This window comes from Hymenobacter cellulosivorans (assembly GCF_022919135.1).
GTDB lineage: Bacteria > Bacteroidota > Bacteroidia > Cytophagales > Hymenobacteraceae > Hymenobacter > Hymenobacter cellulosivorans.
Map to the genome: position 1 here is coordinate 562,394 of NZ_CP095049.1, position 25,509 is coordinate 587,902.

Annotated in this window: 22 protein-coding genes; 3 read left to right on the top strand and 19 right to left on the bottom strand. The window is 59.2% G+C overall.

Features of this window, described 5'->3' with window-relative positions:
* Nucleotides 1-265: 265 nt before the first annotated feature.
* Nucleotides 266-796 carry a DUF4240 domain-containing protein gene (locus tag MUN80_RS02415; protein ID WP_244719146.1) on the bottom strand — a complete coding sequence of 177 codons (531 nt, stop codon included), beginning with the start codon at nt 794-796 and terminating at the stop codon, nt 266-268.
* Nucleotides 797-981: 185 nt separating this feature from the next.
* Here MUN80_RS02415 and MUN80_RS02420 point away from each other — a divergent pair, with 185 nt between their 5' ends.
* Together MUN80_RS02420 and MUN80_RS02425 are read left to right on the top strand one after the other, a co-directional pair.
* Nucleotides 982-1,449: a hypothetical protein gene (locus tag MUN80_RS02420; protein WP_244719148.1), complete on the top strand. Its 468-nt coding sequence runs from the start codon at nt 982-984 to the stop codon at nt 1,447-1,449.
* Nucleotides 1,450-1,527: 78 nt separating this feature from the next.
* Complete coding sequence (locus MUN80_RS02425) at nt 1,528-1,737, top strand: heavy-metal-associated domain-containing protein (protein ID WP_244719150.1); 210 nt, start codon at nt 1,528-1,530, stop codon at nt 1,735-1,737.
* A 390-nt stretch (nt 1,738-2,127) separates the two neighbouring features.
* On the opposite strand, the gene MUN80_RS02430 is transcribed toward MUN80_RS02425, so the two are convergent.
* The 14 genes from MUN80_RS02430 to MUN80_RS02495 form a co-directional block, all read right to left on the bottom strand.
* Nucleotides 2,128-3,228, bottom strand: a complete 1,101-nt coding sequence (locus tag MUN80_RS02430; RefSeq protein ID WP_244719152.1) for an AIR synthase-related protein — start codon at nt 3,226-3,228, stop codon at nt 2,128-2,130.
* Nucleotides 3,229-3,296: 68 nt separating this feature from the next.
* The gene (locus MUN80_RS02435; RefSeq protein ID WP_244719155.1) at nt 3,297-3,656 is read right to left on the bottom strand and encodes a hypothetical protein; all 360 of its coding nucleotides are present in this window, start codon (nt 3,654-3,656) and stop codon (nt 3,297-3,299) included.
* 52 nt (nt 3,657-3,708) lie between these two features.
* Nucleotides 3,709-5,220 carry an amidophosphoribosyltransferase gene (gene purF, locus MUN80_RS02440; protein WP_244719159.1) on the bottom strand — a complete coding sequence of 504 codons (1,512 nt, stop codon included), beginning with the start codon at nt 5,218-5,220 and terminating at the stop codon, nt 3,709-3,711.
* Nucleotides 5,221-5,286: 66 nt separating this feature from the next.
* Entirely contained in the window at nt 5,287-6,021 is a 735-nt protein-coding gene (gene purN, locus MUN80_RS02445; RefSeq protein WP_244719162.1) for a phosphoribosylglycinamide formyltransferase, read from the bottom strand.
* Nucleotides 6,005-7,279: a phosphoribosylamine--glycine ligase gene (gene purD, locus MUN80_RS02450; RefSeq protein ID WP_244719165.1), complete on the bottom strand. Its 1,275-nt coding sequence runs from the start codon at nt 7,277-7,279 to the stop codon at nt 6,005-6,007. Before purD ends, purN begins: the two co-directional genes overlap by 17 nt.
* 4 nt (nt 7,280-7,283) lie before the next feature.
* Nucleotides 7,284-7,781, bottom strand: a complete 498-nt coding sequence (locus MUN80_RS02455; RefSeq protein ID WP_244719169.1) for a GNAT family N-acetyltransferase — start codon at nt 7,779-7,781, stop codon at nt 7,284-7,286.
* A gap of 17 nt (nt 7,782-7,798) precedes the next feature.
* Complete coding sequence (locus MUN80_RS02460) at nt 7,799-8,182, bottom strand: nuclear transport factor 2 family protein (RefSeq protein WP_244719172.1); 384 nt, start codon at nt 8,180-8,182, stop codon at nt 7,799-7,801.
* 12 nt (nt 8,183-8,194) lie between these two features.
* Nucleotides 8,195-9,127, bottom strand: a complete 933-nt coding sequence (locus tag MUN80_RS02465; protein ID WP_244719175.1) for a phosphoribosylaminoimidazolesuccinocarboxamide synthase — start codon at nt 9,125-9,127, stop codon at nt 8,195-8,197.
* A 46-nt stretch (nt 9,128-9,173) separates the two neighbouring features.
* A complete protein-coding gene (locus tag MUN80_RS02470; RefSeq protein WP_244719178.1) occupies nt 9,174-10,067 on the bottom strand; it encodes a phosphoribosylformylglycinamidine synthase subunit PurQ in 894 nt (297 codons plus the stop codon).
* A 1-nt stretch (nt 10,068) separates the two neighbouring features.
* Nucleotides 10,069-13,095 carry a phosphoribosylformylglycinamidine synthase subunit PurL gene (locus MUN80_RS02475; protein ID WP_244719181.1) on the bottom strand — a complete coding sequence of 1,009 codons (3,027 nt, stop codon included), beginning with the start codon at nt 13,093-13,095 and terminating at the stop codon, nt 10,069-10,071.
* A gap of 125 nt (nt 13,096-13,220) precedes the next feature.
* Complete coding sequence (gene pyrE / locus MUN80_RS02480; protein WP_244719184.1) at nt 13,221-13,814, bottom strand: orotate phosphoribosyltransferase; 594 nt, start codon at nt 13,812-13,814, stop codon at nt 13,221-13,223.
* A 246-nt stretch (nt 13,815-14,060) separates the two neighbouring features.
* Complete coding sequence (gene pyrF / locus MUN80_RS02485; protein ID WP_244719187.1) at nt 14,061-14,822, bottom strand: orotidine-5'-phosphate decarboxylase; 762 nt, start codon at nt 14,820-14,822, stop codon at nt 14,061-14,063.
* 104 nt (nt 14,823-14,926) lie between these two features.
* Nucleotides 14,927-15,772 carry a dihydroorotate dehydrogenase gene (locus MUN80_RS02490; protein ID WP_244719189.1) on the bottom strand — a complete coding sequence of 282 codons (846 nt, stop codon included), beginning with the start codon at nt 15,770-15,772 and terminating at the stop codon, nt 14,927-14,929.
* A gap of 145 nt (nt 15,773-15,917) precedes the next feature.
* Nucleotides 15,918-16,136 carry a hypothetical protein gene (locus MUN80_RS02495; RefSeq protein WP_244719191.1) on the bottom strand — a complete coding sequence of 73 codons (219 nt, stop codon included), beginning with the start codon at nt 16,134-16,136 and terminating at the stop codon, nt 15,918-15,920.
* A gap of 733 nt (nt 16,137-16,869) precedes the next feature.
* Here MUN80_RS02495 and MUN80_RS02500 point away from each other — a divergent pair.
* Entirely contained in the window at nt 16,870-17,442 is a 573-nt protein-coding gene (locus MUN80_RS02500; RefSeq protein WP_244719193.1) for a DUF4468 domain-containing protein, read from the top strand.
* Nucleotides 17,443-17,520: 78 nt separating this feature from the next.
* Here MUN80_RS02500 and MUN80_RS02505 read toward each other — a convergent pair whose 3' ends face one another.
* From MUN80_RS02505 to MUN80_RS02520, 4 genes are all read right to left on the bottom strand, one after another.
* Nucleotides 17,521-19,242 (bottom strand): bifunctional lysophospholipid acyltransferase family protein/GNAT family N-acetyltransferase, encoded by a 1,722-nt coding sequence (locus MUN80_RS02505; RefSeq protein WP_244719195.1) that lies wholly within the window; start codon nt 19,240-19,242, stop codon nt 17,521-17,523.
* 333 nt (nt 19,243-19,575) lie between these two features.
* Nucleotides 19,576-20,463 carry a DNA/RNA non-specific endonuclease gene (locus tag MUN80_RS02510; protein WP_244719197.1) on the bottom strand — a complete coding sequence of 296 codons (888 nt, stop codon included), beginning with the start codon at nt 20,461-20,463 and terminating at the stop codon, nt 19,576-19,578.
* A gap of 476 nt (nt 20,464-20,939) precedes the next feature.
* Nucleotides 20,940-23,129: a T9SS type A sorting domain-containing protein gene (locus MUN80_RS02515; protein ID WP_244719199.1), complete on the bottom strand. Its 2,190-nt coding sequence runs from the start codon at nt 23,127-23,129 to the stop codon at nt 20,940-20,942.
* Nucleotides 23,130-23,531: 402 nt separating this feature from the next.
* On the bottom strand, nt 23,532-25,460 hold the full coding sequence (locus tag MUN80_RS02520) for a hypothetical protein (protein WP_244719201.1): 1,929 nt from the start codon (nt 25,458-25,460) through the stop codon (nt 23,532-23,534).
* Nucleotides 25,461-25,509 lie beyond the last annotated feature (49 nt).

Consider the following 25,509-nt stretch of genomic DNA (forward strand, 5'->3'; position numbering starts at 1 on the left):
TAAAGAGTGTTGGAATAGGCAAAGCGCGGTGGGCACCGCAATAGGATGAAAAGAAATGGAGACAACGGAAATTAAAAGTCCAATTTATCCTTAAAATTGGCAAAGCCTTATATTGGTCTGGCGAAGCCGGTAATCCCGACTCCGCCCAGTTATTGTCAAATAAACAGACGGGTTAGCCCGAGACAGTTGCCGCTCTGCTGCAAGTACGGCTTGAGCATAGCCTAATGGCCACTTGGCTTACGCTCGACGAACAAAATTGGCTGCACTAGCTACTAAACTTCTTCCACAGCCGCGGCAGCAGCTTGGGCAGCTGTTCTTCCCGCCAGTCCTCACCCTTGGTTTCAGCGCCCAGGTCGTAGTCTAGGCCGCGGCTGACTGCTACATCCCGCGGGAAAGTTTCGTCTTCTTCGCGCTGTCCGGTGCGCCGCCCGAAGGCTTCGGTGGCCACGTAGAGCAGGTTTTCGAAATCCTGATACGGCTCCTTGGCTACCTGGGCCAAACTATCCGCATCCCGCAGGGCGTTCTGAAATACCGTTTGCCCCTGCCCTACCAGCCAGGCGCGGAAGTACAGGTAGGAGGCGTCCGACACGTAGCCGTCCATAATCTTGAGGGCGGCCATTATGTTGAAGTCGTCGGCTTCCCGCAGATTTTCGCGCAGGCGGCACTCAAACTCAATTATCTGGGCTGGCTCTAAAGCGGCCAGCTGCTCCGACAAAAAATCAGCCTGGGCAGTTTGGTCGCCAGCGGCGGCAGTTTTAGAGGCATCTATCAACTGCCAGAATTCGGGGATAGTCATATTGGTAGAAAGATGGTGCAGCCAGGTTAAAGCAGGAAACACGGCTGTGAAATACGGCAAAAGTCTTCACTCGGGCGGGCCGTGCAACCTTTTGGTCCGGGGTCTAGTCAGGCCCCTACCCGCCCGGTACCGGCGCCCGGGCCGCGGTGGGCAGCCGTATTTCTTCCACTCTCAGTCCTATTGCTATGAAACGCACTTCTCTACTCCTCCTGCTCGGCTTGACCGTGAGCCTCAGCGCCTGCGAAAAAGACGAGGAACTCCCCGAAAACGTCCGGTTGCTCACGGCCAAAAACTGGCGTATGAGTGCCAACGTCACCACGTTCGTGTACGCTACCGGCAACGCCCGCCGCGACGTGGACAACTACAGTGCCTCCCCCGCCTGCGACCTGGACGACTTCTGGAAGTTTGCCCCCGACCAAACGATGGTTATCGACGAAGGCCTCAGCAAGTGCCAGGACGACGCTCCCCAGGTGAATCCGGCCCGCTGGAACCTCGACGCGGCCCACCAGACCATGTCCGTTATTGCCGGCTCCGTGCGCACCTACGAGCTGCTGGAGCTAACGGCCTCTACCCTTAAATTCAAGCAGGACAACGGCCTGTCCCCCATCGACGGCGTGCCCTACTACACCACCTACACGTTCACGTCCTTTTAGGGGCCACCGCACCGGCCGCAGCTCCGTACACGTAGGCTACTTATCACCAGCCATTGTCCGGCCCTCAACCTGTGCGTTATGTCAACTCTGCAATTCAAAACCAGCATCAACTGCGCCAACTGCGTGCGCGCCGTCACGCCCTTCCTCGATGCCGAAGCCAGCGTCGAAAAGTGGCAGGTCGATACCACCAGCCCCGACAAAATCCTGACCGTGGAGGGCGAGAACCCCATTCCTGAGCTGATTATGAAGTCCGTCGCCCAGGCTGGGTTTGATATCGAGCCCGCTTAACTGTAGGATAATTGAAAAATCGAAACGCCCCTCTGGAAAACCAAAGGGGCGTTTCACTTATGCATTGTACTCGAAATTATCATGTTGCATTTGCATAGTGACAAAGTCGTCCCAAGTGCTGTACAACTTATAGTAGGGCCATACCCCACTGGCTTCACTATATCCAGTCCAAGTGAGGTGCACTGCTATATAGCTGGGCTCTGTGGTTTGGAGTTGAAACAGCACGTCGTCATTAGCTTCACTTTTGCCGACAGCCGTTGCTTTTATATCAAACAACGGATGAGCTGGACCCAACTCCCGCTGCAATTCAGCTTCTAAAGGCAGTCTGTCGGCTTCATTTAGTACCCACCAAGGCTCAAGCCAAATAAACGGATGTACCGGCATCCAAGGCTACTCGTAGCTTAGCTCACCGGCACTTACTACCAGCCGAACACCGGGCTCAGCGGTGATGCGGCCGGCTACCTGGGCCTGGTAGCCGTTGCCGCGTAGGGTTTCGGCTACGGCTTCGGCCTGGGCTTCGTCGGTAACGAGCAGCATTCCGTTGCCCATGTTCCAGTACAGGTAAGCTTCAATGGGCGTAATGCCGGCCAGCTCAGCCAGCTGCTGCATGGCGGGCAAAGGCTCAAAAAGATTGGTCAGCTCGGCACCCACGCCGTTTTTGAGCACCCGCTTGAAGTTGTCGGCAATGCCGCCGCCGGTGATGTGCGCCGCTGCGTGCAGGGGCAAACCCGCATCCAGCACTGCGCTCACGCCGGGCGAGAAAATAAGGGAAGGTGCCAGCATTACCTCGCCCCAGGTCTGGCCCATTTCGGCGGCGTCAGACCCCGTGTAAGGGGCTTCGTGCCACTTTTCTCCGAAGGCTTTGGTGAGGGCGCGGCGCGCCAGAGAGTAGCCATTCGAGCGGAACGAGGGTGAGCGAAGCGCCACCACGGCCTGCCCGGCGCGCACGTTGGCCCCACTCAAAGGCCGCTCCAGACTGGGGTGCAGCACGCCCACAGCCGTTGAGCACCAGTTGAAGTTCATTTTGGCTCCGGGGTAGCCGCCGATGCGGTTGCCGAGCTCGGCAATTTCCCCGCCCGTCACGGCAATCTGGCTGAACTGGGCCGCGTCGTGCAGGCCGCGCATGAGCTCATCGACCACCGCGTAGTCGAGCGTGTTCACGTCGATGATGTTCGAGAGGTTGGTTGGGATAAAGCCGGCTACTACCAAGTCGTCAGCTACCATGGCAATTAGGTCGTAACCCAGCGTATCGTAGCGGTCCAGGCGCTCGGCCACTTCAATCTTGGTCCCGATACCGTCGGAGCCGATACCCAGCCGCTCACTGCCAAAGCGAATTTCGTTGGAGAAGCCTCCGGCCAAATCCTGCGCCGGCTCACCGGGCTTACCGGCGCGGGTCGAGAAGGTTTTCTGCGCCCAGTGGTACGCATTTTTGGAAGCGGCATTGCCTTCTTCGATGGAGTAGCCGGCGGTTTCTTTAATCGTGTTGTTCATGATAGTTACTTTACTTCCCTGAGCTGTTGGCGTCGAAGAGACAAAGAGAGCAAGCTTAAAAGAGCGGTTTAGATTTCAACATGTACTGGCAGTCCCTTCACTGATTTTGCCGGCAAGTAGTAACGCTCACCCGCGGCATTCCCTAAGTCAACCCAAAAGCCCTCCGCCGTATATTCTCGGATATAGACTTTCGTACTTGGAAACACCATACGGGCGGGGCGTTTACCGACAGTATCAGCTACCTGATAATAAACGGGCGTGAAGCGCTTCATCACGATATAGCGAAGATTAGCGAAGCCACGCAAAGCTTCCTCTATCTTGGGTGTTTTCACTTCCGCCTGCTTGTTCGACAAAGGCTCCTGCTGAGCCTGAGCAACTACCCCGTAGCTCAACATTCCAGGTAGCAACAGGAGCTTCGTCGATTTCATAGGCACCAAGGTCATTAACTAAACCCTTTTCTCAATTCGAAACCGTGCCCAGTTAATGCTCAGTTGGAGCCGGGGCTTTGGCGCTAACCGAGGCTACGGGCTCAGCAGACGAGTTTTTCTTGTCGCCGCGGTGGCTCTGGCGCTCCTCCTGGATGTGGCGCAGGTATTTGGTCACGTCGCCGGTGGGGTACTGGCCGGTAAAGCAGGCAAAGCAGTTACCACCGTTACCCCGCTCTTCGGAAAACAGCTCCTTCAAATCATCGATGGACTGGTAGATAACCTTGTCGGCCTCGATGTAGCGGCAGATTTCCTCCTCGGTGTAATTGGCCGCAATCAACTCGGTGCTCATGGCCATGTCGATGCCGTAGATGCAGGGCGACACGATGGGCGGGGCGCTACTGATAAAGTAGACCTCCTTGGCCCCGGCCTCCCGCAGAATCCGCACGATGCGGCGCGAAGTAGTGCCGCGCACGATGCTGTCATCGACGACGGCAATCTTCTTGCCTTCTACAAACTCCCGAATCGGGTTGAGCTTCTTCTTGACAATGTCCTCGCGCCCGGCCTGGCTGCTCACGATAAAGGAGCGGCCCATGTGGTTGTTCTTTACCAACGCCCGCCGGTAGGGCACGCCGATGGCCTCAGCCAACCCCGAAGCGGCGAAGTAGCCCGACGAGGGCACGTCAATCACCATATCCGGCTGAATGCCCGACTCAATGACCTTACGGGCCAGAATCTTGCCCAGACGCACCCGCTCCCGGGCTACCAGGCGGCCGTGAATGGTGGAGTCTTCGCGGGCGAAGTAGATGTGCTCGAACACGCAGAACGCCTTGGGCAGGCTGTACGGGTTCTTGTAATGCACCTTGTAGTTCTTGTCGATAAACACCGCCTGGCCCGGACCCACGTTCTTGATGAACTCAAAGCCCAGGTAGTCGAAGCAGGTGCTTTCGGAGGCAAAGGCGTAGATAGGCCCGTTCTCCGTTTCGCGCCGACCCAGCACCAGGGGCCGGATGCCCAGCGGGTCGTTGAAGGCCAGCAGGCCGTGGCCGGCAATAATGGTAATAGTGGCGTAAGCACCCTTCACCAGCTCCTGGGTCGTTTCGACGGCGTCGAAAATGTCGATAACCGAAAGGTTGTCGAGGTTTTTCAGGCGCAGCTCCGAGGCGAAGGTGTACATGATGAGCTCCAGGTCGTTGCTGGTCTTGGGCAGCACGTGGTACTTCTCGTGCAGGCGCTTGGCGGCCGAGCGGAAGTTGATGACGTTGCCGTTGTGCACCATGGCCAGGCCGAAGGGGTAGCTCGTGGTAAACGGCTGGGCCAGCTCGGCGTCGTTGGAGCCCTGGGTGGTGTAGCGGGCGTGGCCGATACCGATGTTGCCCTTGAGCTTTTTGAGCTGCTTGGGCTTGAAGACGTCGGCAATCAGGCCGTTGCCCTTACAGAGGTGAAAATTATCATCGAAGGTGGCTATACCGGCCGCGTCCTGGCCGCGGTGCTGAAGCGCCGTCAAGCCAAAAACGATGTCGTGGGCAACGTCATCGGGGCCGTAAAAACCTACAATTCCGCACATGGCAGTCTTAAAAAGTCAGTTGCTGGCCAAAGGGAGCCAGGGTTCCGGGGTGGTGGGTGGTACTAGTTAACGAGAAGCCTTACCCCCCAGCCCTTCTCCCGCGGGAGAAGCTGAGCCGGACGACAATGGCACCAGAGGTTCGGGGGTAGATGCCGAAACCGCCGCGGAGGCCGCACCGGTTTCGATAGTAGCGTTTGGTAACTCGCCGCGGATGAGGCGGGCCAGGGTGTCGGCGTACAAAAAGTGCTCCACGGCCAAGCCGCGACGCTCCACTTCAGCCAGGGTATCGGCCCCGCGCAAATCTACGGGGTGCTGGGCCAGAATGGGGCCGGTATCCAGGCCCTCATCAACCAAATGCACCGTGATTTTGGTTTCAACCAGTTGATTTTCAAACGCCCATTCGTAGGCGTGCAGGCCCTGGTGCGCGTGCGTATCGGCGGGGTGAATGTTGAGAATGCGGCCGGCAAAGGCCCGGATGAAAGTCGGCGACAAAATCCGCATGTAGCCGGCCAGCACGATGTAGTCGGGCTGAAACTGCTGCAGCACCTGCACCACTTCGGCGTCAAACTCCTGGCGCTTGCGGCCCTGGCTCGTGAGGCTGGCCGTCGGGCAGCCCAGGGTAGCGGCCGTTTCCAGGCCGGGCGCGTCGGGCTTGTTGCTGAATACCACGGCTACCTCGGCCAGGTTCTGCAGCACGCCGTGTTGCACCGCGTTTACCAGAGCTACCATGTTGGAGCCCCGGCCCGACAGCAGAATGGCCAGGCGTGCTTTTTGGGTGCTATGGTTACCAGTTGGCTGCAAGGGTCGGTTCCGGCCGCTGGCCGATATCGGTACGGATGTAGACATCCTGAAACTTTACTTTTTCGGCTTCGCGGTACACGTGAGCTACGGCGTCTTCCAGCTCCTCACCGTGGCCTACCAGCACCATTACCCGGCCGCCGGTGGTTACCAGCTCGCCATCCTGCTGCTTGGTCGCGCCGTGGAAAGCCAGGATGCTGGGGTGTAGCTGGTCGAGGCCGGTGATGGGGAAGCCGGTGGGGAACTGGGCGGCCGGGTACCCACCCGAGGCCAGCACCACGCCCACGTAGCTGCCGCGCCGCTGCCGCACCACGGTTTGCTGGAGCTTGCCATCCAGCGTAGCTTCGATGAGTTCCAGCAACGAGCTTTCCAAGGCGGGCAAGAGCACTTCGGCTTCCGGGTCACCAAGGCGGACGTTGTATTCGAGCAGCTTGGGGCCTTGGTCGGTGAGCATGATACCGAAGTATAGGAAGCCTTTGAAGTTGAACTGCTCGTTTTGCAGGCCCCGCAGGGTGGGGTCAACGATGCTGGTGCGGATGGCGGCCAGCACGTTGTCGTCGCAGAACGGGACGGGGCAGTAGGCGCCCATGCCGCCGGTGTTGGGGCCCTGGTCGCCGGCCAGCAGCTGCTTGTGGTCCTGGGATGGGGCCAGCAGCCGCACCCGGTTGCCGTCCGTGACGCCGATAATGCTGATTTCGGGGCCGATGAGCTTTTCTTCGAGTAGGAAGCTAAACCAACCGGTGTGCTGCAGCTGCAAATCATCCAGGGCGGCCTGGGCTTCTTCGATGGAGGAGCACACGTACACGCCCTTGCCGGCGGCCAGCCCGTCGTACTTCACCACTACCTGCCCGTTCAGCTCAGTGGCCTTGGCCCGGGCCTCGGTCAGCTTATCACTGCGGTACTGCCACGACATGGCCGTAGCCACACCGTGCCGCCGCATGAAGTCTTTGCTCCACACCTTGGAGCTTTCCAGCACCGCCCCGGCCCGCGAAGGACCAAACACACGGATGTCGGAACCGGCGAAATAATCCGTCACGCCAGCAGCTAACGGGGCTTCGGGGCCAACTACAATCAGCTTCACGCCGTGTTGTTCACAAAACTGCTGCACGGCCGGAAAGTCGGTGGCGCTGATGTCGGGGTGACTGTTGGGAATGCCGCCGTTGCCGGGCAGCACGTGCACCGTGGCCCCGTCGCGGGTCAGCTTCCAGGCCATGGCGTGCTCACGGGCCCCGCCGCCGAGGAGGACTATAGTTTTAGGCAAAGGACTAGTCATGAGAAAGTAACTCAGCTGCGTCAGAAGAAGTGAGAAGCTTGCCGAAGCAGGCAGAATTGTCGCGGCCGATGTACTGACCGTAATTAGCACGGCGCTGGTAGCCGTTTTTAAGGTAAAAGCGGCAGGCTTCGGTGTTAGCTACCCGGGTCTCCAGCCATAACTCGGTGAAGCCAACCTTGTGGGCTTCGGCTTCGAGTTGCTGTAACACCGCTTCACCAATGCCCTGCCGAGAATATTTAGCAAACATGCGCTTTACCTCGCCTACTTCCGTTGCCAACGGCCGCACGGCCCCGCAGCCCACGGCTTCCCCGTCCAGCCGGGCCAGCAGAAAAATATAGCGCGGGTCAGCAGCTTTCCATTCCGTAAACGAAGCCCGCCCGTCGCTGCCGAAGCGCGTGCCCAGGTGCTCCGACAAGGCGTCGAGCAAAGGCTGGGCTTCCGCCGCTTGGGGCGAGGAAACTTCGAGCTGTAAGGTAGTGGCGGGGAACATTGGCAGGAAGTAACGGCTTAGCTGATATCGGTGATGGAGGAAATAAGTCCGTCGGCAAATTCGAACACTGACTTACCCTGCAACTGCAACGGGTCACCAGCTTTCAAGCCATTGGGGAAGTCCATAGCTGCCACGGCAGAGTAGTCGAGTTGCACTTCCACCTTGTCGGCGCTAATCTGCCAATCGGTGACACGCTGCTCCCGCTGGGAAAAATACTGTAAGGCCTGCTCGGCCTGCTGGCGGAAGCTGTCCTTGCCGGTCAGGGTCAGGTCAACTTCGCCGTTGGTAACGTTACGAAACACGACTTCCTCGTGCAGGGGCTGGAGCATGCCGGCTACATCGAGGCGGTTGTACGCTTCAATGTAGTCTTGCACTAGTTGTTTCTGTTTCGCGGCGTCCATTGCTTTATCTTATTAAGCATCCTTCATGATACCAGCGCGCACCAGGTTGCCCACGAGGCGGGCTTGCACGTCGCTGCCGGTAGTGCTTTCGTTGCCGGTAGGCAGCGGGACACCCGTGATACGCTCGTAGATATCGAGGTAGCGGCGGGTGGCTTCAGCCGAAACCTCCGGGGTGAGGGCGCGGGGATACTGGCCGTCCTGCTTGTTGGCAATCAGCCACTGGCGCACGTACTCCTTATCTATTTGCTCCACGGCCTCAGGGTTCTTGGCGTAGTCCTCGGCGCTCCAGAACCGCGACGAATCGGGCGTGTGGATTTCGTCAATCAAAATCAGCTCCCCATCCAGCAAACCAAATTCGTATTTGGTGTCCACCAGAATAATGCCTCGCTCAGCCATCCACGCCGAAGCGAAGTTGAACAGCTCCAGAGACTTCACCCGCATCTTCTCGTAGAGTTCCGCCGACACCCAGCCTTCTGACACCAGGTTTTCCGGCGTAATCTCGCGGTCCGACTCTTCTTTTGTAGTCGGCGTCACGATGGGCTCGGGAAACTTTTGGTGCTTGGTCAGACCGTCTGGCACGGTTACGCCCGAGAAGGTACGCTGGCCCTGCTGGTAGCCGCGCAGCATCGAACCGGTGAGGTAGTTGCGCACGACCATTTCCACCCGAATTGGCTCGGCCTCCTTGGCCAGGGTCACGTTCGGGTCGAGCAGCGAAATCACGTGGTTGGGGATGATGTGCCGGGTTTTGTCGAACCAGAAAGCCGCCAGCCCGTTGAGCACCGCCCCTTTGTGGGCTACCGGCGTTTCCAGCACCGAGTCGAAGGCCGACAGCCGGTCGGTTACCACGATGAGCCGCTCGCCGGAAGGAGCACGGTACGAGTCACGGACTTTGCCGCGGTGCAGGAGTTCGAGTTGGGGGGTATCGAAGTGGTTGAGGGTGTTCATACGACGAGTTATCAGCCGGCACTAGGCCAGCAGATTGCGGCGGTGGCTAGGATGAAAACTGATGGGCTTCCTGTTGGGTGGCGGCGGTGGCCCGCTGACTATGCACGTGCTCCACGATGTTGCGGAACAGCTTGAGCCCGTCGCCTTCCTCACTAAGTCCCGGGTTCTGGCGTTTGCGCCGGGCCCAGTCGGGGTGGTTGTAGAGCGAGAGGAAAGCCTCGGGGTGGGGCATCAGGCCGAATACCTGCCCGGTAGTGTCGGTCAGGCCGGCGCAGTTCAGGTCGGCGCCGTTGGGGTTATGCGGGTACACGTCCGTCGGCGAGCCGTCATAGTCGGTATAGGCCAGGCAGTTCAGGCCCCGGGCTTCGATTTCGGCTAGCGTTTCTTCGCCCTTGATAATGAGGCGGCCTTCGCCGTGGCGCACCGGCACTTCCATGCTGTCGATGCCTTTGAGGAAGGGCGAGTTCGACTTAGGGTTGACTTTCAAACGAACCCACCGGTCCTCGTAGCGGCCTGAGGCGTTGTGGGTCAAGGTTACTTCGGGCGTCACATTGCCGCTCAGGTTGGGCAGCAAGCCCAGCTTAACCAGCACCTGGAAGCCGTTGCAGATGCCCATCACGAACTTGCCATTGGCAATGAACTGCTTAATATCGTCGAGCAGAGTGCGGCCCGCGGCGTTTTTACGGTGGCGCAGCTTGTTAGCCAGCACCACGCCCGAGCCCAGGTCGTCGCCGAAGCTGAAGCCGCCGGGGAAGTTCAGGATGTCGTAGTCGTGGATACTGACGTGGCCGTGCATGACCTCGTTGAGGTGCACGATGGTAGCTTCGGCGCCGGCCAGGCGGTAGGCCGCCGCGAATTCCTCTTCGCAGTTGATGCCGAACCCGGTCAGGATCAGGGCCTGGACGGTTTTTGGGTTATTGATTCCTTGTTGGCCTTCCATATTACTGAGCTTCTGCGTGCTGGCCAAAGCCGATAATTCGATTCACGGGCCCGTTGGTCCACTCGTGGCGCAGGGCGGCAGTGCTGGCCGAAATGACCGTCTGACCATTGTGCCGTACTGTGAGTTGCTGGTTTTGAGTAACGACACCCAGACGGGTAGCACGGGTTCCGAAGTGCTGCTCGAAAGCCAACACGTCTTCCGGGGCTACCGTAGCTACAAAGCGGGAGTGCGACTCCGAAAACAGCTGCACCGGCACCGGTAAGCCTACCGGCAGCTCTACCTCCGCCCCAAAATCGTAACCAAACGTGGCTTCCGCCAGAGCTACCGCCAGTCCACCATCCGACAAGTCGTGGCAGGACTGGATGAGGCCCTGGTCGTTGGCCTGGCCCATGAGGGTGTACAACGATTTAGCTTCCTCGAAACGCACTTTGGGCACGTTGGCACCCAGCTCACCGAAGAGTTGATAAAACTCTGAGCCGCCTAGCTCGTCGTAGGTTTCACCCAGCAGGTACACCACGTCGTCGGCTTGCTTGAAGTCGGAGGTGATGGTGCGGCGCACGTCCTCGATTTTGGCGGTCATGGAGTACAGGACCGTGGGTGGCACGGAAATCTTCACCCCGTCGGCCTTGAAATCGTTCTTCATCGAGTCCTTGCCGCTCGTGAGCGGGATGCAGTAGGCGGCCGTGGCGTCGCGCAGGGCCTGGCACATGCGCACCAGCTTGGCCAGCTTGTGCTTGCCGTCGGGGTTGGTAGTGGGGTCGTACACCGAGTCGGGCACGCAGAAGTTGTCGTTCACCGACCAGAAGTTGCCGTCGCCATAACTCAGGTTGGGCAGCTTCCCTCCCACCGCCACAATCTGGCGCACGGCTTCGTCGAAGGCCCCGGCCGACATATCGTAGGCATCCAAGTCGCCGAAGCGGGGCAGAATACCGTTGCTCACGGCCACGCCTTCCCAGCTCTCGAAGTTAAAGCGCACCACGGCGGCATCCTGGGGAGCCTGACCCGTTGCGCCCATCAGCGGCTTGATAATCGTGCGACCCTTCACCTCGTGGTCGTACTGCCGGATAACCGACTCGCGGGAGCAGATGTTGAGGCTACCCAGCAGGCGGCTCAGCACGTCGGTATAGTCGAGGTCGGCGGGCAAAGCGGGTTCCTGCGCGGTAGGCTTGGTCCACTCGGCTTCCAGCACTTTGCGCGGCACGCCGTCGTGCAGGAAATGCATATCGAGGTGGGCTACGGGTGCGCCGTCAAAACGCACATCCAGGTAGCCATCCGAAGTAAAGTAGCCGATATCGGTCAGCTCCACTTCCATCTCCTGACCCAAAGCCAGCAGTTCGGCCATCTTACTGGGCTCCACAGCCAGTGAAAACCGCTCCTGTGACTCCGACACGAAGATTTCCCAAGGGCGCAGGCCAGGGTATTTCAGCGGTACTTTTTCTAACTCCACCACAGCCCCGCCGCTGATAGTAGCCAGCTCACCAATGCTGGACGAGAGGCCGCCCGCGCCGTTGTCGGTGCTGCACTTAATCAGGCCCCGGCGGGTCGCCAGAATCAGGAAGTCCATGGCCAGCTTCTGGGTGATGGGTGAGCCAATCTGCACAGCCGTGGCAGGCGAGGTTTCGTCGAGCTCAATGCTGGAGAACGTTGCGCCGTGAATGCCGTCTTTGCCCACCCGGCCCCCGGCCATAATAATGCGGTCGTGGGCGTCAATCTTCTTTTCCCAGGAATCGAGGCCGGCCAGCTGCATGGGCATTACGGCGCCGGTACCACAATACACCAGGGGCTTGCCGGCGTAACGGTCATCGAATACAATGGCCCCGTTCACCGTCGGTACGCCCGACTTGTTGCCGCCATCTTCGATGCCCTTGCGCACGCCTTCGAAAATGCGGCGTGGGTGGAGCTGGTTGCTCAGCAGAGTACCGTTGAACTCGGGGTTGCCGAAGCAGAGCACGTTGGTATTGAACAGCAATTTAGCGCCCCCGATGCCGGTAGCCAGCGGGTCGCGGTTGTTGCCGAGAATACCGGTAATAGCTCCGCCGTAAGGGTCAATAGCTGAGGGCGAGTTGTGGGTTTCGACCTTCCACACAAACAGCGACTCGGGGTTGATGCGCACAGCCCCAGCATTGTCGCTGAACACCTTGATCAGCCAGTCGTTGCCATTGGCACGCAGCTGGCGGTCAACTTCCGACGTGGCGTTTTTGATGTAGGTCTTAAACAAGGAGTCCACTTCAAACTCCTCGCCAGTGTCGGCATCCCGGTACTTGATAACGGCGCTGAACTCCTTATGCTTGCAGTGTTCCGACCAGGTCTGGGCCACGATTTCCAGCTCGCAGTCGGTCGGGTCCTGGGGCAAGCCCGCGGCCTGGCGCTCGTCGGCAATGCTGGTATAATGGTCGCGCACGGCCCGCATTTCCTCCAGGTTCAGGGCGTAGAGGTTGTCCTTGGAGAGCTTAACCAGCTCCTCATCCGACAAGCCCACCAGGCGCACGGTGTCCGTAATGGATTCGGCCCCACCGCCCGGCCGCGGCGTGTAGTCGCGAATCTGGGCTATGGGGCCGACCTCGAAGCGGTTAATCATCTTGTTGCCGAGCAGGTCTTCGGCCAGGCGGCGCAGACTACTCTCGGGCAGCTCGTGCTCCAGGAAGTAAAGCCGTTTGCTGAAGATATGCTGGGTATGGGTATCGAGCGGCTCGTTGAGGAAGTCGCCGAGGGCGTTCTGGGCCGATATGCCTTCGTCATCAGTCACGCCGGGCAGTTTGGCCACCAGAATGTAGCTTTTGTACTCGGCACCGTGGCGAAACTCGTCGAGGGCCACGTCGTGCAGCACCGGGTCCTGGAGGCAGTGGGTGGCGAAGTCGCGCAGTTGCGTGTCGCTCACGGGGTAGCGCACCGTGTAGAGGGCGGTGCTTTGCACCCGGCCGGTAGTGAGGCCCAGGTGGCGGGAGGCAGCTTCGGCTACACGTTGGCCCTCGCCATCGTGTTGGCCGGGTTTGAGCAGAAGCTGAATGGTTCTTTGGGTAGAGTCCAAAAGAGGGAGGTTTGTCTATTTTTCGGGTTTCCCACGCTGAGGCGACTGGGCCACCGTGAGGAAGCATACCCGCGCAGGGTACGCCGAAAATGCCTTGCCGCAGCGCCGTTTGCGCCGCAGTAGGTTTAAGAAAACGCTTTATCGGGCCGACTGCCCGGTTTTACCACCGGAATACCTGCCCGGCACAGCGGGCAATCATCGGGTGCGTAGGTAGCCGCCGTTACCGGCAGCAGGGCAAAGTTCGGAAAAGAAAGTGAAGCTTGCCCACCCGTGCGGTCAATTAAACTGGCCACGGCCAAAACTTTTGCTCCTAGTCCTTCCAACACCCGGGCTACTTCGTTGGTGCTCTTGCCGGTAGTTACCACGTCCTCGGCAATAATTATTTTCTGCCCCGGCTCCACCGTAAAGCCCCGGCGCAGGGTCATCTGCCCGGTATCGTCGCGCTCGGTGAAGATGCCGGGCACACCCAGTTGCCGGGCCAGCTCGTAGCCAATAACCACGCCGCCCATAGCCGGCCCGACCACTACATCAGGCTGCAAGCCGGCCTGCTGAATCTGCCGGGCCAGTTCCGCCGCGGCCGGAGCCGCCAGATCAGGGCGGCGCAGAAACCGGGCGCACTGCACGTAGGTATCCGAGTGTAGGCCGGAGGAAAGACGAAAGTGGCCGCGTAGCAGCGCATCTTCCTGCAACAGTTGCTGCTCCAGGGTTTCGGAAGTCAAGGTGGTCGGGGGGGTAGCTGAGAAAGACACTATACTATATAAGGAGTGAAAGGCTTATTAAGCCGAATGCCAGGCTGAGCTTGCCGAAGCATCTCTACGGCTGGCGTTGTTGAGAAAAGACCGTCCTGTCGGCCATTCTGCACTTCAAGCAAAAAGGAGATATCTCGCGGGCCATGGTAATCCGCTTACTTGGAAAATGTTAGCCCGCAAGATGTCTCACTGCGCTCCGAATGGCGTTCTGAAGCTTTAAGCCATCACCGGCCGATACTTATTGATCTGCTCCACTAACTCCCGGGCGGCAGCACCCGCATCGGCGGCCTGCCATAGCGCGCGGGAGGTGTTAATCAGCAACCCGGAACCGTCCGGCCGCAAACCGGCCCGCAACGTAGCCTGCAAATCACCGCCCTGGGCGCCCACGCCGGGCACCAGGAACCACTGCTCGGGGCTGAGGCGGCGCATGCGGGCTACGGCTTCGGCGTTGGTAGCACCCACCACCAGGCCGATACCGCCGTGCTCCCCGTCGAGCTTGCGGGCTACCTGAGCAGCGTAATCCGAGAGGTAGCCGCCGCGGGTGAGGGCTACGTCCTGCAGGGAATGCACGGGCTTGTTGGAGGTTTTGGCCAGCACGAACACCATCTTGCCGGGTCGGGCGAAGGGCACAATGGCGTCGTCGCCCATATAGGGGTTCACCGTCACGCCATCAGCCCCGATGACGTCGTAGGCAAAGCGGGCGTAGTGGTCGGCGGTGTTGGCAATGTCACCAAACTTACCGTCCAGAATCACCGGTATGCTTTCCGGAATACGGTGTACGGTTTCGCGTAAGAGCTTCACTCCGTCTTCCCGGCTCAGGAAAAAGGCCAGATTGGGTTTGAAAGCTGCCGCGTACGGGCTGGTCTGGTCGATGACTTCGGCCAGGCGGCGGGCTACCTGCTGGTCGTCGCCGGTGGGGTCGAGGCCCACGCAGAGCAGGGAGTTGGCCTGCTGGGCGCGTTGAATGAGCTTTTCCATTTTCGAGTGGGGAGAGTACGCGAAGTTATACTTCGTGAGGCGTTGAACAACTGTTGGGTGGGAAAGCAAAACAACCTGGCCGTCCCGCGAAGCGGTACTTCGCGTTACAAGTTTGCCGGCACCAAATGGCTGCATTCGGCGGCCAGGCGAGCCGAGAGGCCGGGGTCCAGCCACTCGCCGCTGGCAATCTGCACGGCGCTGGCGCCGCAGCGCAGGTAATCCGACACGTGAGCAGCAGTAAAAACCCCGCCGGTGCCGAAAATGGGCAGCGTGATGCGAGCATCGTGGGCCAGCTCCCACACGCAGCGCAGGGCTACCGGCCGCAGCGCTTCGCCCGACAGGCCGCCGGTTACGGGCGCAGCCGTGGCGTCGTCGGACAGGTGCAGGGCTTTAAGCACGTTGGTAGCGGCCAGGGCCGTGGCGCCGCCTTCCTGAGCTCCCAGGGCCAGGCCCCGGATATGCTCGGGCCACGGCGGCAGCTTTACCACGAGTACCGACTCCGGCCCTAGCTCGTTGCGCACGGCCTGGGTGGCCTCGCGCACAAACTTGGCGTTGAGTTCGGCTCCTTTTTCGGTGTCGGGCTGGGCAATGTATACTTCCACCCCGGCAATCTGGCTACCAACTTCGCGGGCCAGAAAGCGGGCAATTTTGCGGAAGCCCGGAATGCCGGGCGCCGTGATGCTGACAAACACCGGCACGCCGTAGCTGAGCAGGTGGGGCAAGTGCTCCTGCACCAAAATTTCGGCGCTTTCGGTGCGCATATTGGTGGCGTTGAGCAGGGTTTGCTCGTTTACCTGCCAGATACCTTCCTCGTAGAGCCCAGGCTTGGGTTCCATCGTGACGGTGCGGGTAAAAATGGCGCCTAGCCGCTCGTAGCCCGGCCCATCCAGCTGCCACGAAGCTGCTGCCAGACAGATAGGGTTTTGCAGCGTGAGGTTTCCTAGTTGCATGATTTGCTCAGTAAAGAAAGATGCCATCCAGAACTGACGAAGGGAATCTGAATTAGGGACGGCAGCCTCTTTTTTCACCAAAAACCTACCGCGCCCTTACGCAGAACTTCCTCCGCCAGCTCAGGACGGCAGGTTATATTTTTCTTTAGACAATCGGGGCGTAAGCCCGGACGGTCTTAAAAGTAGAGCGCCCGGTAGTGGCCGGGCGCTCCGGGAAAAGGTCAACCAGATGACGGTGGAACATGGCGTCCCATACTTTGATAATGGCCATCCGCTTGGGGTCTGTGTGTAGGTTCAGGTTTACGTTGCGGGGGGCGGCAGGAGCGGCGACTACCATCTGCTGGGCGAGGGTGGTGTCGTTCATGGGGGTTTACCAGTGTGGGTTGAGAATAGTCAGAAAATGCTCAGGCACCGGCCGGCCCCAGCCCGCCGAACCAGCCGACAGGGCACAAAAAAACCGCTTCGAAAACCGGAGCGGCAAAAGGGTCAAAACCAATAAAAACGAAAGCATCAACGGGGAAACAACCTTTCGGTCATCTCGCAGAACGTTCTCGTGGAAGGTTCCACGCTCTATCAAATGTTGTTGATTGAGGTGAAGCACGTCGCAAAAGTACTAATTGTTACCAGCGCTGTTCATTTGGTAACATTAAGTTTATGTTACCAAAATGTTAAGCCCTGCCTAAAATAGGGCGCAGGCAAGGAGCCGGCACTATAGTATATAGGGCACACAAAATTATGATCTTCAAGATTATAGCTGGCAACAAAAAAATGACCTGCGCATTCTAAGCTGGTTGATTATCTTTGTGTATTCTCAGCATAATTCAAATTCAACCCTTTCCCATAGCACCATCTTTACTTAACAAAGTACAAGTTCACAACTTACCCTCCCTTCCTGCTGGCGTAGAGCTGCTTAGGCAGTGCCCAGCCTGAAACCCGCCGGGATGATTCAACTGCTGGCTTGCTAGTGCGCCGGTTTTTTTAGGCTGGGTTTCTGCTATCCTAGCAGACACCAACTGCGGCACTAATAAGCCTCACACTCCCACTTAACCCCTTTTGCTTCTGTCATATTGTACTCACGCTTTGCCTTTACTACTGCTATGAAAAAAGTGCTGTTTGGTTTAATGTTCGTCTGCTTGGCTGCTACCGCGCCGGTAGCTATGGCCCAGACTGGTTCGGGGACTTCTGTAAGCTACACGGAGAACGTTTTGGCGGACGAAGTGGGCAAGGAAGTGCTTTACCAGCGCGCCCTCGATTGGGCTCAGAACCACTTTTCGTACGGTCCCAAAACGGGCCCCAAGTCGGACGCTGCTGCCGGGACGGTACGCGTTACGGGCACAGGTAAAGTAAAGCCGGTGGCCACCAATGGGAAAGAAATGGAGCAGACCATCCGCTTCGACTTCGTATTCCGGGCTAGCGATAAAGGCTACGAATACAGTGTAGGCTCGTTCCGCCTGGTACCCAACCCGCAGAACCCGGAAGAAACCGAGATGCTCAGCGACTATATCTCCCGCCTGGCCACGGAGAAAGGCAATAACAAAACCTTTAACGACCGACGCGTGACGGCCCAGGCCAACAACCTAGCTAGTGAAGCCGCTATGAGCTTCCGCTCCTTCATGAACACGATGCCTGCCGCCGAGGAAAGCAGCGTGGGCGTGCCCGCCGCTAACTAAGCACATTATGTAGTACGACAAAAAAGCCCCTGACATGCGCCCGGGGCTTTTTTGTTATTAACAATTGACAAACGGGGGCTACCGCTCCAGTAAGTCCAGAGTGCGGGCGGGCAGTTCCCGGGCGTCCAGCACGATGAAGCCGTCGAGAGTATTGGAAAAGTTTGGGTCCAGGTTAAAGCCCAGCAGGCGGGCATTGCGCTTGAGGTAGTGGCGCAGCAGTACCGGAATCCCCGTTCCACCGGCTTCGAAGGTAGCAATGAGCTTGTGCAGGTCCTGTACGCTGCTCAGGCCGGTTTGCAGGGTGGCGGGCATTTCCTGGGCATCAAGGGGCCGGTAGCGGAACTGCTTGCGCGGCTTGACCAGGGCCGCCAGGTCGGAGCGCCAATAATGCTCGGTCAGAAAGTTGACCATTACGGCCCGCGACACGCTCGAAAACCGATTGCTAATGCTAACCGGGCCAATCAGGTAGCGGTATTCAGGGTGGCGACTCAGATATTCGGCAATGCCTTTCCAGAGCAGCGCCAGCGGTTGAGGCTGCTTCTGGTACTCAGCCCGCACGAAGGAGCGTCCTAGCTCCAGCGACTCGGCCAGAAACGGTTCCAGCTCTTTTTTCAGCCGAAACAAAGAATGCAGGTAAAACCCCCGGCGGCCGTGCTGGCGCAAAATAGCCCGTCCCCGCCCGATGCGATAGGCCCCGACCAGGCGCTGGGCGACCCGGTCGTACAGAAAAAGGTGGCGGTAATAGTCGTCGTAGCGGTCCAGGTCCAGGGCTTGCTGAGTGCCTTCCCCTTCACGCCGAAATGTTAGCTCGCGCAGGCGGCCCAGTTCCCGCAGCACGTGGGGCAACTCGGCTTTGCTGGCCAGATACACTTCCCAGTTGCCGGACCGAACCAGGCAGCGCGAGGCACGCAACGCGTTGATGTCGCGGGCTATCAGTTCGGAGGCTGTTTCGCTGGCTACCGGCGGCGCGAGCGGCACAGCTACGCGGGCCGCGGCGGGAGTGGCCAAGGCAAATACCCGGGCCCGTACGTAGGCCAGCCGTTCCGGGGCCGCTAGGCGAACTAACTCGGCGGCGGCAATCGGCCGGCCGAGCCGCACCCGAATTGTTTGGCCGCGCTTGTTGAGCAGTTCGGCGGGCAGGCGGGCCGTACGCAGCCACGGGTGTAGCAGGCCCAGCAGGTTGAAGGACCGGCTATTGTGCCCGCTCAGCCACACGGGTATCACCGGCACGTGGGCTGCAGTAAGTAACCGGCCGGCGGTAGGATGCCACTCGGCTTCCAGCGCTGGTCGAAAGGGCTGCAACTGGCTGGCTACTTCCCCGGCCGGAAACAGCCCAATAGGCACCTCATTATGCACGTAGTGCAGCAGTTGGCGCACACCAGGTACGTTTTGCCCCGCCGCCGCCCGCTCCGGATTTACCAGGATCAGGTGGTTGCCGAGCTGGGGGAGCAGCGGGGCCAGTACTTCGTTGGCCACCAGCTTGAAGTCGGGGCGCACCTCAGTCAGCACGTAGAGCAGTACCAGCCCGTCGAGCAGGCCGCAGGGATGGTTGCCCACGGCCACGAAACTGCTGGTGGTAGCAAGCTGCCGTAGCTCGGCGGCATCGTAAGTCACCGTGATGTTGAGGCGGCGTAGCAAGGCCCCGATGAACTCGCGCCCCCGTAGATGCGCCGTTTGCTCGTAGAGCTGCTGCAGGTCGCGCGCACCACTGAAGTAGCTGAGCACCGGCCGGAGCAGCTCCTGGGAGCGGCGGCCCAAAAAAGAAGGATAGGGAAAAACGGAGGAGGAGAGAAAATCCATCGGCAGTACCTGCTAGCGGCCTGGCACCACGGGGGCCCGGCGTTTACAAATTTGCTAACCGAATATTGGGCGTGCGTTATCGGGGTATTATCAATCCGTTACCAACCAGCCAATTAGGCCAAAAACGCAGAAAGCCGCGTTGCAGCGCGACTTTCCGGTATTCCTCACCTTTCACTCTTTTCACTGTACTCGATGAGTACGACAAGCTGTATGATACATGGATGGCAATAAGGCAATGGGCGTTGAGCAGGATAGAGCAGCTACAATATAGAGAAAATCCCCTCATTACAAGCGCGTAACGAGAGGATTTTGCCTTGCTTTTCGTTATGCAAATCAGCTCGTAGGGCCGCTGTCGACGCGCGACTCTATTGTGCTCTGCACCGTGCTCGACACGGCCGACAGAATGTTGTACCCCGTAGCAGCCTCGATGGCATCGACCGAGGTGCGGTAGGTGCCCCAGGTAGTGCCTACCGACTGGTCATTAGGCGTATTGATAGCAATAACGCGGGTGCTGGTCGTTACGCGGCTGGCGTCGCTGGAGCCCTCGGGCAGCACTACAATTACTTTCCAGCAGCGGGCCGGTACCGTAATCTTACCGCCGGCAATCGTCGTAGCGTACCCATTGACGCCCGTTCCGCCCGTGCCATACGAGCCGCAGATAATGTAGAGCTCATTGCCCTGGTTGATGAGCGTGCGGCAGTAGTTTTCGAGATTAGCCCAAGCCTTCTGGTTGTTGTTGGCCGACTGAGGCATCATGTTGGTCATCAGGAAAGTGGCCGAGTTATCGGCCACGGAGCCGGTACGGTCGGCCGAGGGGCAGTTGTGTCCCCGGTCGAAGCCCGAGCCAGTGTAGCTGCTGGTCGTGGCCCGGAACCAGCCCGAAGGCAGGGTGGCATCGGCCGAGAAGTTGTCCTGGCGGGGCGTGCTGCCAACCCAGGCGCTGCTCAGGTGCCAGCTAACCCAGTTGGGCTTGCCTTTGTCGCGGCTATACGAGAGGGCAAACTGGGATTTGGACATCAAATAGTTGTTGGGCGAATTCGTGGCATCGGTGATAGCGCCGCTGGGGTTGCCCATGGTCAGGTGACTGTCGCGGGTGGCATCAAAACTCTGTGAAACAGCCGTAGGGGCACTGGCAGGCGCTACAGTTTCGTCCTTGGAACACGAAACAGCGAGGATGCCGAGCAAACCACAGCTGAGTAAGCGGTAGAGGGTACGCTTCATTCGAAAGAAGTTTTGGATGGTGAAAAGAAAGAGAGGAAAGGAAGAGCACGAAGGAAAGCCACAATTCGGCCGCAAAGATGCCGGGACCCCATTTGAAAGACGTTACCGAAATATTACCATTTTACTGGCCCTTGACAAATGCAGTTCTATCAATCTTCTATCGTATGCGTTTTGCAATTGCAATTATTTCAACAAAACCATCAAAAACCATCCAAACGGGCGTTTACCCTTCCCTCCTATCCATACCCGCAGAACATAATTTTATACATACTTCATCTAGTATATATCCTGTTTATTGTACTCGCGCATTTGCTTAAACGAATCGGACTTTTTCATGATAACCTGAACCGCACCAGTCTGATTGCCTTGGTTTTTTTCCTGAGGACACCGGGCACACAAAAGCCCCACTACCGATGTAGCGGGGCTTTTGGGAAGGCGACTATACACTGTCCTAGAATTCTGGCGGGAGCCTACGCTTAGCGGCCCGTAACTACTAGCCGCTGACTTGCCAGCCGCCGGCCAGCCGCATCGGTAAGGACGACGTGGTAGAGACCTTTGCTAAGCGTATTAAGGGGTAGCTCCAGGACTTGGCTGGAGGCAGGGCCTCGCCAGATAACGTTGCCCAGGTTGCCATACACCAGCAGGCTGGCTCCTTCGGTTGGCAGGCCAGCCAGTTGCACGTTGATGCGCTGGACCTCGGCAGCGGGGTTAGGATACACCTCCACGGCCGTTGCTTGCTGGCTTTTCCAGGTTATCACCACCACGGGCGACAGGTGCTCGGAGCCGTCCTCGTCGACCTGGCGCAGGCGGTAGTAGAGCGGGACGCGGCCTTGCCGGGCGGCGGTTTCGTCGCGGAAGCTGTAGCTGGCCCCGCGGTTGGTAGTGCCCGCTCCCATTACCTGCCCGATGGAGGTAAAGCCGGTTTGCGCCCCTAGGGAGCGTTCAACCAGGAAATGCGCATTGCGTTGCTCCGAGGCCGTCTTCCAGGTTAGCTCTACTCCATTTTCCACAGCGCGGCCCAGGAAGGCCAGCAATTCCACGGGCAAAGGAATAGCCGGCGGCGCCACTTCGGCGGGGAAGTCGGGGTTGGGGTCGTCGGCGAAGGCATAGAAAATCTGGGCGGCGGAGAACAGACCCGCACCGCCGGTTACCTCCACTTCCACCCACTCAAAGTTCTGAGTAGTCAGGAAGCCCAGCTGGTGGCGGTTGTCGCCCACCAGGCCCAGATCCAGCAACGTGGTAGCAGTGGAGCTTTCCAGCAGGCGGCTGCCGTTGAGGCCACCGTAGGTATTGATGCGAACATTCTGCAGCAAGGTGGTATTGAGCAGCACGTCGTTAGTGCGCAGCACGATGCCCGCCCGGTTGCCCGCGTTGCCTGCCCCGTTCAGCCGCAGCTTCAGCTTGTAGGTGCCCAGAGCCGCCACCGGAAACCGCACTTCGGAGTAGTCCGACTCGGAGAAAACGTTGTCGGCAGCTTTCTGCGGATTGCTCGAGCTGCAGCCAATGCAGGCCAGGGCCGAACCCGACTCCTGGTACTCAGTGCCGCGCCGGGGCGTGGTGAAGTCCGACAGCACCGGGGTATCATCCTCGAAGGCCCGGGGCTCGATGCCAAAGCCGTAGTACACCTGCAGCGTATTCAGGGCACTGACCAGGGCTGACTGCTTGATTTCAACCCGGTCGAAAGGCAGGCCCGATTTGAAGCTGACCTGGTAACGATTGTCGGGGAGCAGGGTGAGCTGGAGCAGGTCGGCGCCGGCGCGGGTTTCCTGCGCCACCCCGTTGAGATAGGTGGTTAGCTGCAAGGAGTTCAGCGCGTTCAGGTCCAGCACGCCGCCATTGCCCACCACGAAACCGGCCTGGTAGCCGGCCGGAGCCGGACCTTCCAGCTTTACTTGCAGCGCAGCCGAGCAGTTGACCCCGGCCACAGTTGTCAGCGTGGCGTAGTTGTTAAGCCCCGCGTCCACGGCATTGCCAGGGTTGGCAACGCCCGTACCCACGCAGGCCGCTACGGCCCCGCCACCAGTCGTGACCTTATAGTCGTTGGTGCTGGGCTCGGTAAGGCGGGACAGGTAACCTACGGCGGTGGTGAACTGGGTATTCGTCGGTACGCCGTAAGCGTAAAGCACCCGCACGGTGTTGACGCCGTTGACAATACCACCGACGGAAATTTCGAGCTGGTCGAACGGCTGGGTAGACACAAACTCCAGCCGGACCCGGCTATCCGACAGGGCCGTGCTGCTCACCAGTGCGTCGTTGGCGCGGAGCTGCTGCTGCTGGTTGCCATTCAAATACGTGCGCAGCGTGAGTGTAGCCAGCGTACTGGCATTGAGCACATTACCACTGCTAATTACTACCCCGGCCCGGTAGGTAGCTGGGGCCGTGCCCGATAGGCGCAGGGACAATGCTACGCCACCACCCACCACACCGAGCGTGTTCTGGATAGTGGCGTAGTTTTCCAGGTCGGTATCGGCGGCCCGCTCGGGGTTGGCTACTAGGCACGCGAGGCACACCCCAGCCCCCGTAGAGCTAGTACGGTAGTTGGCCGGGCTGACCGGAGTGGCGAAGGTGGAATAATAGGCTGATTCCGTTTGGGCAATGGTGTGACGGCCCGGCAGCAGCCCCACTAAGCACAGGCTTAGGATTCGGAGGTAGTAGAGGCTTTTCATGGTGAGAGAGTAAGCAGCCGTATTGTCGGGCTGGTATTCTGCTCTCTTACAAGCCTATGGCCAAGCACCACAGCAGCCTACATATCACTGAACCACAACACCTTATATATAACAGCAACCTCTAATACTTTCCCAGCTTTAGAAAAGACCAGTCTCTATATGGGAAAACCAGGTGCGTCTTCACAGGTATAGAAAATATAACCAACTGGTTATTTGGCAACTACACCCTGGTAAAAAGAGCTTATCACGCAGTAAATACCGGGATTTTCTCGTTTTGACATAAGCTCGTCCTTATTGACTTGCAGACGCAGCTCTACTTGTTCGTTTGCTTGGCGGGGGTAAATAGGAAAAGGTGCTGCCACTGAGCGTGACAGCACCTTTTCGAAGGGATATTCCGGCTGCTTAAGGTGCCGTTACCACTAGTGCCTGAGTGGCTAGCCGCTTGCCTTGACCGTCAACCAGCACAACCTGATACAAGCCGCTGCCAAGCCCGGCCACAGGCAATTCCCCCGACCGCTCGGGCACGGCTACGTGGCGCACCACCTGACCCAAGGTATTGAACATCAGCAGACGGGAGCCGGTGGCGGGTAGCTGAGCCAGCTGTACGTGCGCGGCCTTGGCGTTGCCGGTTGGGTTAGGAAACACATCCAGCGCCATTCCAGAAGCAGCAGTGCCGCCCTGACCGATACGCGCCTCCGACGGAGGCAAGGCCGGCCCGATGATGGCTGGGAAAGCCGGGTGCGGGTCTTCGGCAAAGGCGTAGTAAATGCGAGCATCTGAAAACAGACCCACGCCGCCGGTCAGCTCTACTTCAACCCAATCGAAGGCGTGCTTGGTCAGGAAGGCTACCTCATGACGGTTGTCATTAATCAGGCCCAGATCCAGTAGCCCGGTTCCCGAAGCCGACTCCACCAGTTGGTTGCCGCTGCTACCCGAATACGTATTGATGCGGATGTTCTGCAGCACCGAGGCATTGAGCACGCCGTCATTGGTACGCAGCACGACGCCGGCCCGGTTGCCAGCTCCACCCGCCCCATTCAGGCGCAGCTTGAGCCGGTACGTAAGCAGCGTCGACAGCGGAAACCGGACGCTGGCGTAGTCGCCGGCGGCAAAGACGTTGTCGGCGGCTTTCTGGGGGTTGCTGGAGCCGCAGCCCAAGCATAGCAGCCCGCTCGCCGATTCCTGGTACTCGGTGCCGCGCTGGGGAGCCGCAAAGTTAGACAGTACCGGCGTCAGGTCGTGGAAAAAGCGCGGCTCCACCCCGAAGCCGTAGTACACCTGCAACGTATTCAGGGCACTGACCAAAGCCTTCTGCTCCAGCTCAACCCGGTTGAAAGCTTTCGTCGAGCGGAAGCTTACCTGGTAGCGCTGGTCGGGCAGGGCCGTCAGCTGCAGCAAGCCGGCGCCGCGGCGGCTTTCCTGGACCACCCCGTCGAGGTAGGTGGTCAGTTGCAGCTCATTGAGCACGTTGACGTCTACTACGCTGTTGTTGCCCACCATAAAACCGGCCTGGTAACCGGCCGGTGCGGTGCCCTCCAGCTTTACCTGCAAGGCCGCCGAGCAGCTATTTACGCCCGCTACCGTGGTCATGGTGGCGTAGTTGCTCAGGTCCTTATCGACGGTATTCTCGGGGTTGACAACGCCTGTGCCTACACACACAGCCACCGGACTACCGCCGTTGGTGGTCACCACGTAGTCACCGGCGGCCGGCTGGGCACTGCGCGAGATGTAGCCCACGCCCCGTACTGGCTGCTGGGCCCCGGGTACGCCGTAGGCGTAAAGTACGCGCAGGGTATTCACCGCGTTGGCCAGGCCACCCACCACGATTTCAACCTGATTGAAAGCTTTGGTGGCTCCAAACTCCAGGTTGTAGCGGCTGTCGATGAGCAAGGTGCTGCTTACCAGAGCGTCGCTACCGCTGAGCTCCTGCTGCAAGGTACCGTTGAGGTAGGTGCGCAAGGTAAGCGTAGCCAGCGTACTGGCATTGAGCAAGCTACCGGTACTAACCACTACGCCAGCCCGGTAGCCTTGGGCAGCAATTCCGGACAGGTTCATCTTCAGCGAAACCCCGCCTCCCACCACGCCCAACGTGTTCTGAATAACGGCGTAGCTATCCAGGTTGTCATCCACGGCCCGCTCGGGATTGACGACCAGGCAGCCCAGACACAAGCCGGTGCCGGCGCCTTCCACCGCGTAAGTACCGGCGGCAACCGGAGCTTCGAAAGTAGAGTAATACCCCGGACGAACCTGTGCCCAAGTGGCGTGACCCGCCAGAAGTGTAGTCAGGCAAGCACCAACCAGGCGCTTGGAGAAGCGTAAAGAATGTAGCATATAAGAAAGAGGAGGTGAGCCGCCTTTACCATCAAGCCGGTGCTTATAG

Bases quoted from the DNA above. Each gene is read 5' to 3' on its own strand.
- pyrF (WP_244719187.1), bottom strand. From the start codon at position 14,822: ATGGAAAAGCTCATTCAACGCGCCCAGCAGGCCAACTCCCTGCTCTGC.
- MUN80_RS02425 (WP_244719150.1), top strand. From the start codon at position 1,528: ATGTCAACTCTGCAATTCAAAACCAGCATCAACTGCGCCAACTGCGTG.
- MUN80_RS02465 (WP_244719175.1), bottom strand. From the start codon at position 9,127: ATGAACACCCTCAACCACTTCGATACCCCCCAACTCGAACTCCTGCAC.
- MUN80_RS02515 (WP_244719199.1), bottom strand. From the start codon at position 23,129: ATGAAAAGCCTCTACTACCTCCGAATCCTAAGCCTGTGCTTAGTGGGG.
- MUN80_RS02505 (WP_244719195.1), bottom strand. From the start codon at position 19,242: ATGGATTTTCTCTCCTCCTCCGTTTTTCCCTATCCTTCTTTTTTGGGC.
- MUN80_RS02470 (WP_244719178.1), bottom strand. From the start codon at position 10,067: ATGGAAGGCCAACAAGGAATCAATAACCCAAAAACCGTCCAGGCCCTG.
- MUN80_RS02415 (WP_244719146.1), bottom strand. From the start codon at position 796: ATGACTATCCCCGAATTCTGGCAGTTGATAGATGCCTCTAAAACTGCC.
- MUN80_RS02455 (WP_244719169.1), bottom strand. From the start codon at position 7,781: ATGTTCCCCGCCACTACCTTACAGCTCGAAGTTTCCTCGCCCCAAGCG.
- MUN80_RS02490 (WP_244719189.1), bottom strand. From the start codon at position 15,772: ATGCAACTAGGAAACCTCACGCTGCAAAACCCTATCTGTCTGGCAGCA.
- MUN80_RS02460 (WP_244719172.1), bottom strand. From the start codon at position 8,182: ATGGACGCCGCGAAACAGAAACAACTAGTGCAAGACTACATTGAAGCG.
- MUN80_RS02420 (WP_244719148.1), top strand. From the start codon at position 982: ATGAAACGCACTTCTCTACTCCTCCTGCTCGGCTTGACCGTGAGCCTC.
- MUN80_RS02435 (WP_244719155.1), bottom strand. From the start codon at position 3,656: ATGAAATCGACGAAGCTCCTGTTGCTACCTGGAATGTTGAGCTACGGG.
- MUN80_RS02520 (WP_244719201.1), bottom strand. From the start codon at position 25,460: ATGCTACATTCTTTACGCTTCTCCAAGCGCCTGGTTGGTGCTTGCCTG.
- MUN80_RS02495 (WP_244719191.1), bottom strand. From the start codon at position 16,136: ATGAACGACACCACCCTCGCCCAGCAGATGGTAGTCGCCGCTCCTGCC.
- purF (WP_244719159.1), bottom strand. From the start codon at position 5,220: ATGTGCGGAATTGTAGGTTTTTACGGCCCCGATGACGTTGCCCACGAC.
- MUN80_RS02430 (WP_244719152.1), bottom strand. From the start codon at position 3,228: ATGAACAACACGATTAAAGAAACCGCCGGCTACTCCATCGAAGAAGGC.
- MUN80_RS02500 (WP_244719193.1), top strand. From the start codon at position 16,870: ATGAAAAAAGTGCTGTTTGGTTTAATGTTCGTCTGCTTGGCTGCTACC.
- MUN80_RS02510 (WP_244719197.1), bottom strand. From the start codon at position 20,463: ATGAAGCGTACCCTCTACCGCTTACTCAGCTGTGGTTTGCTCGGCATC.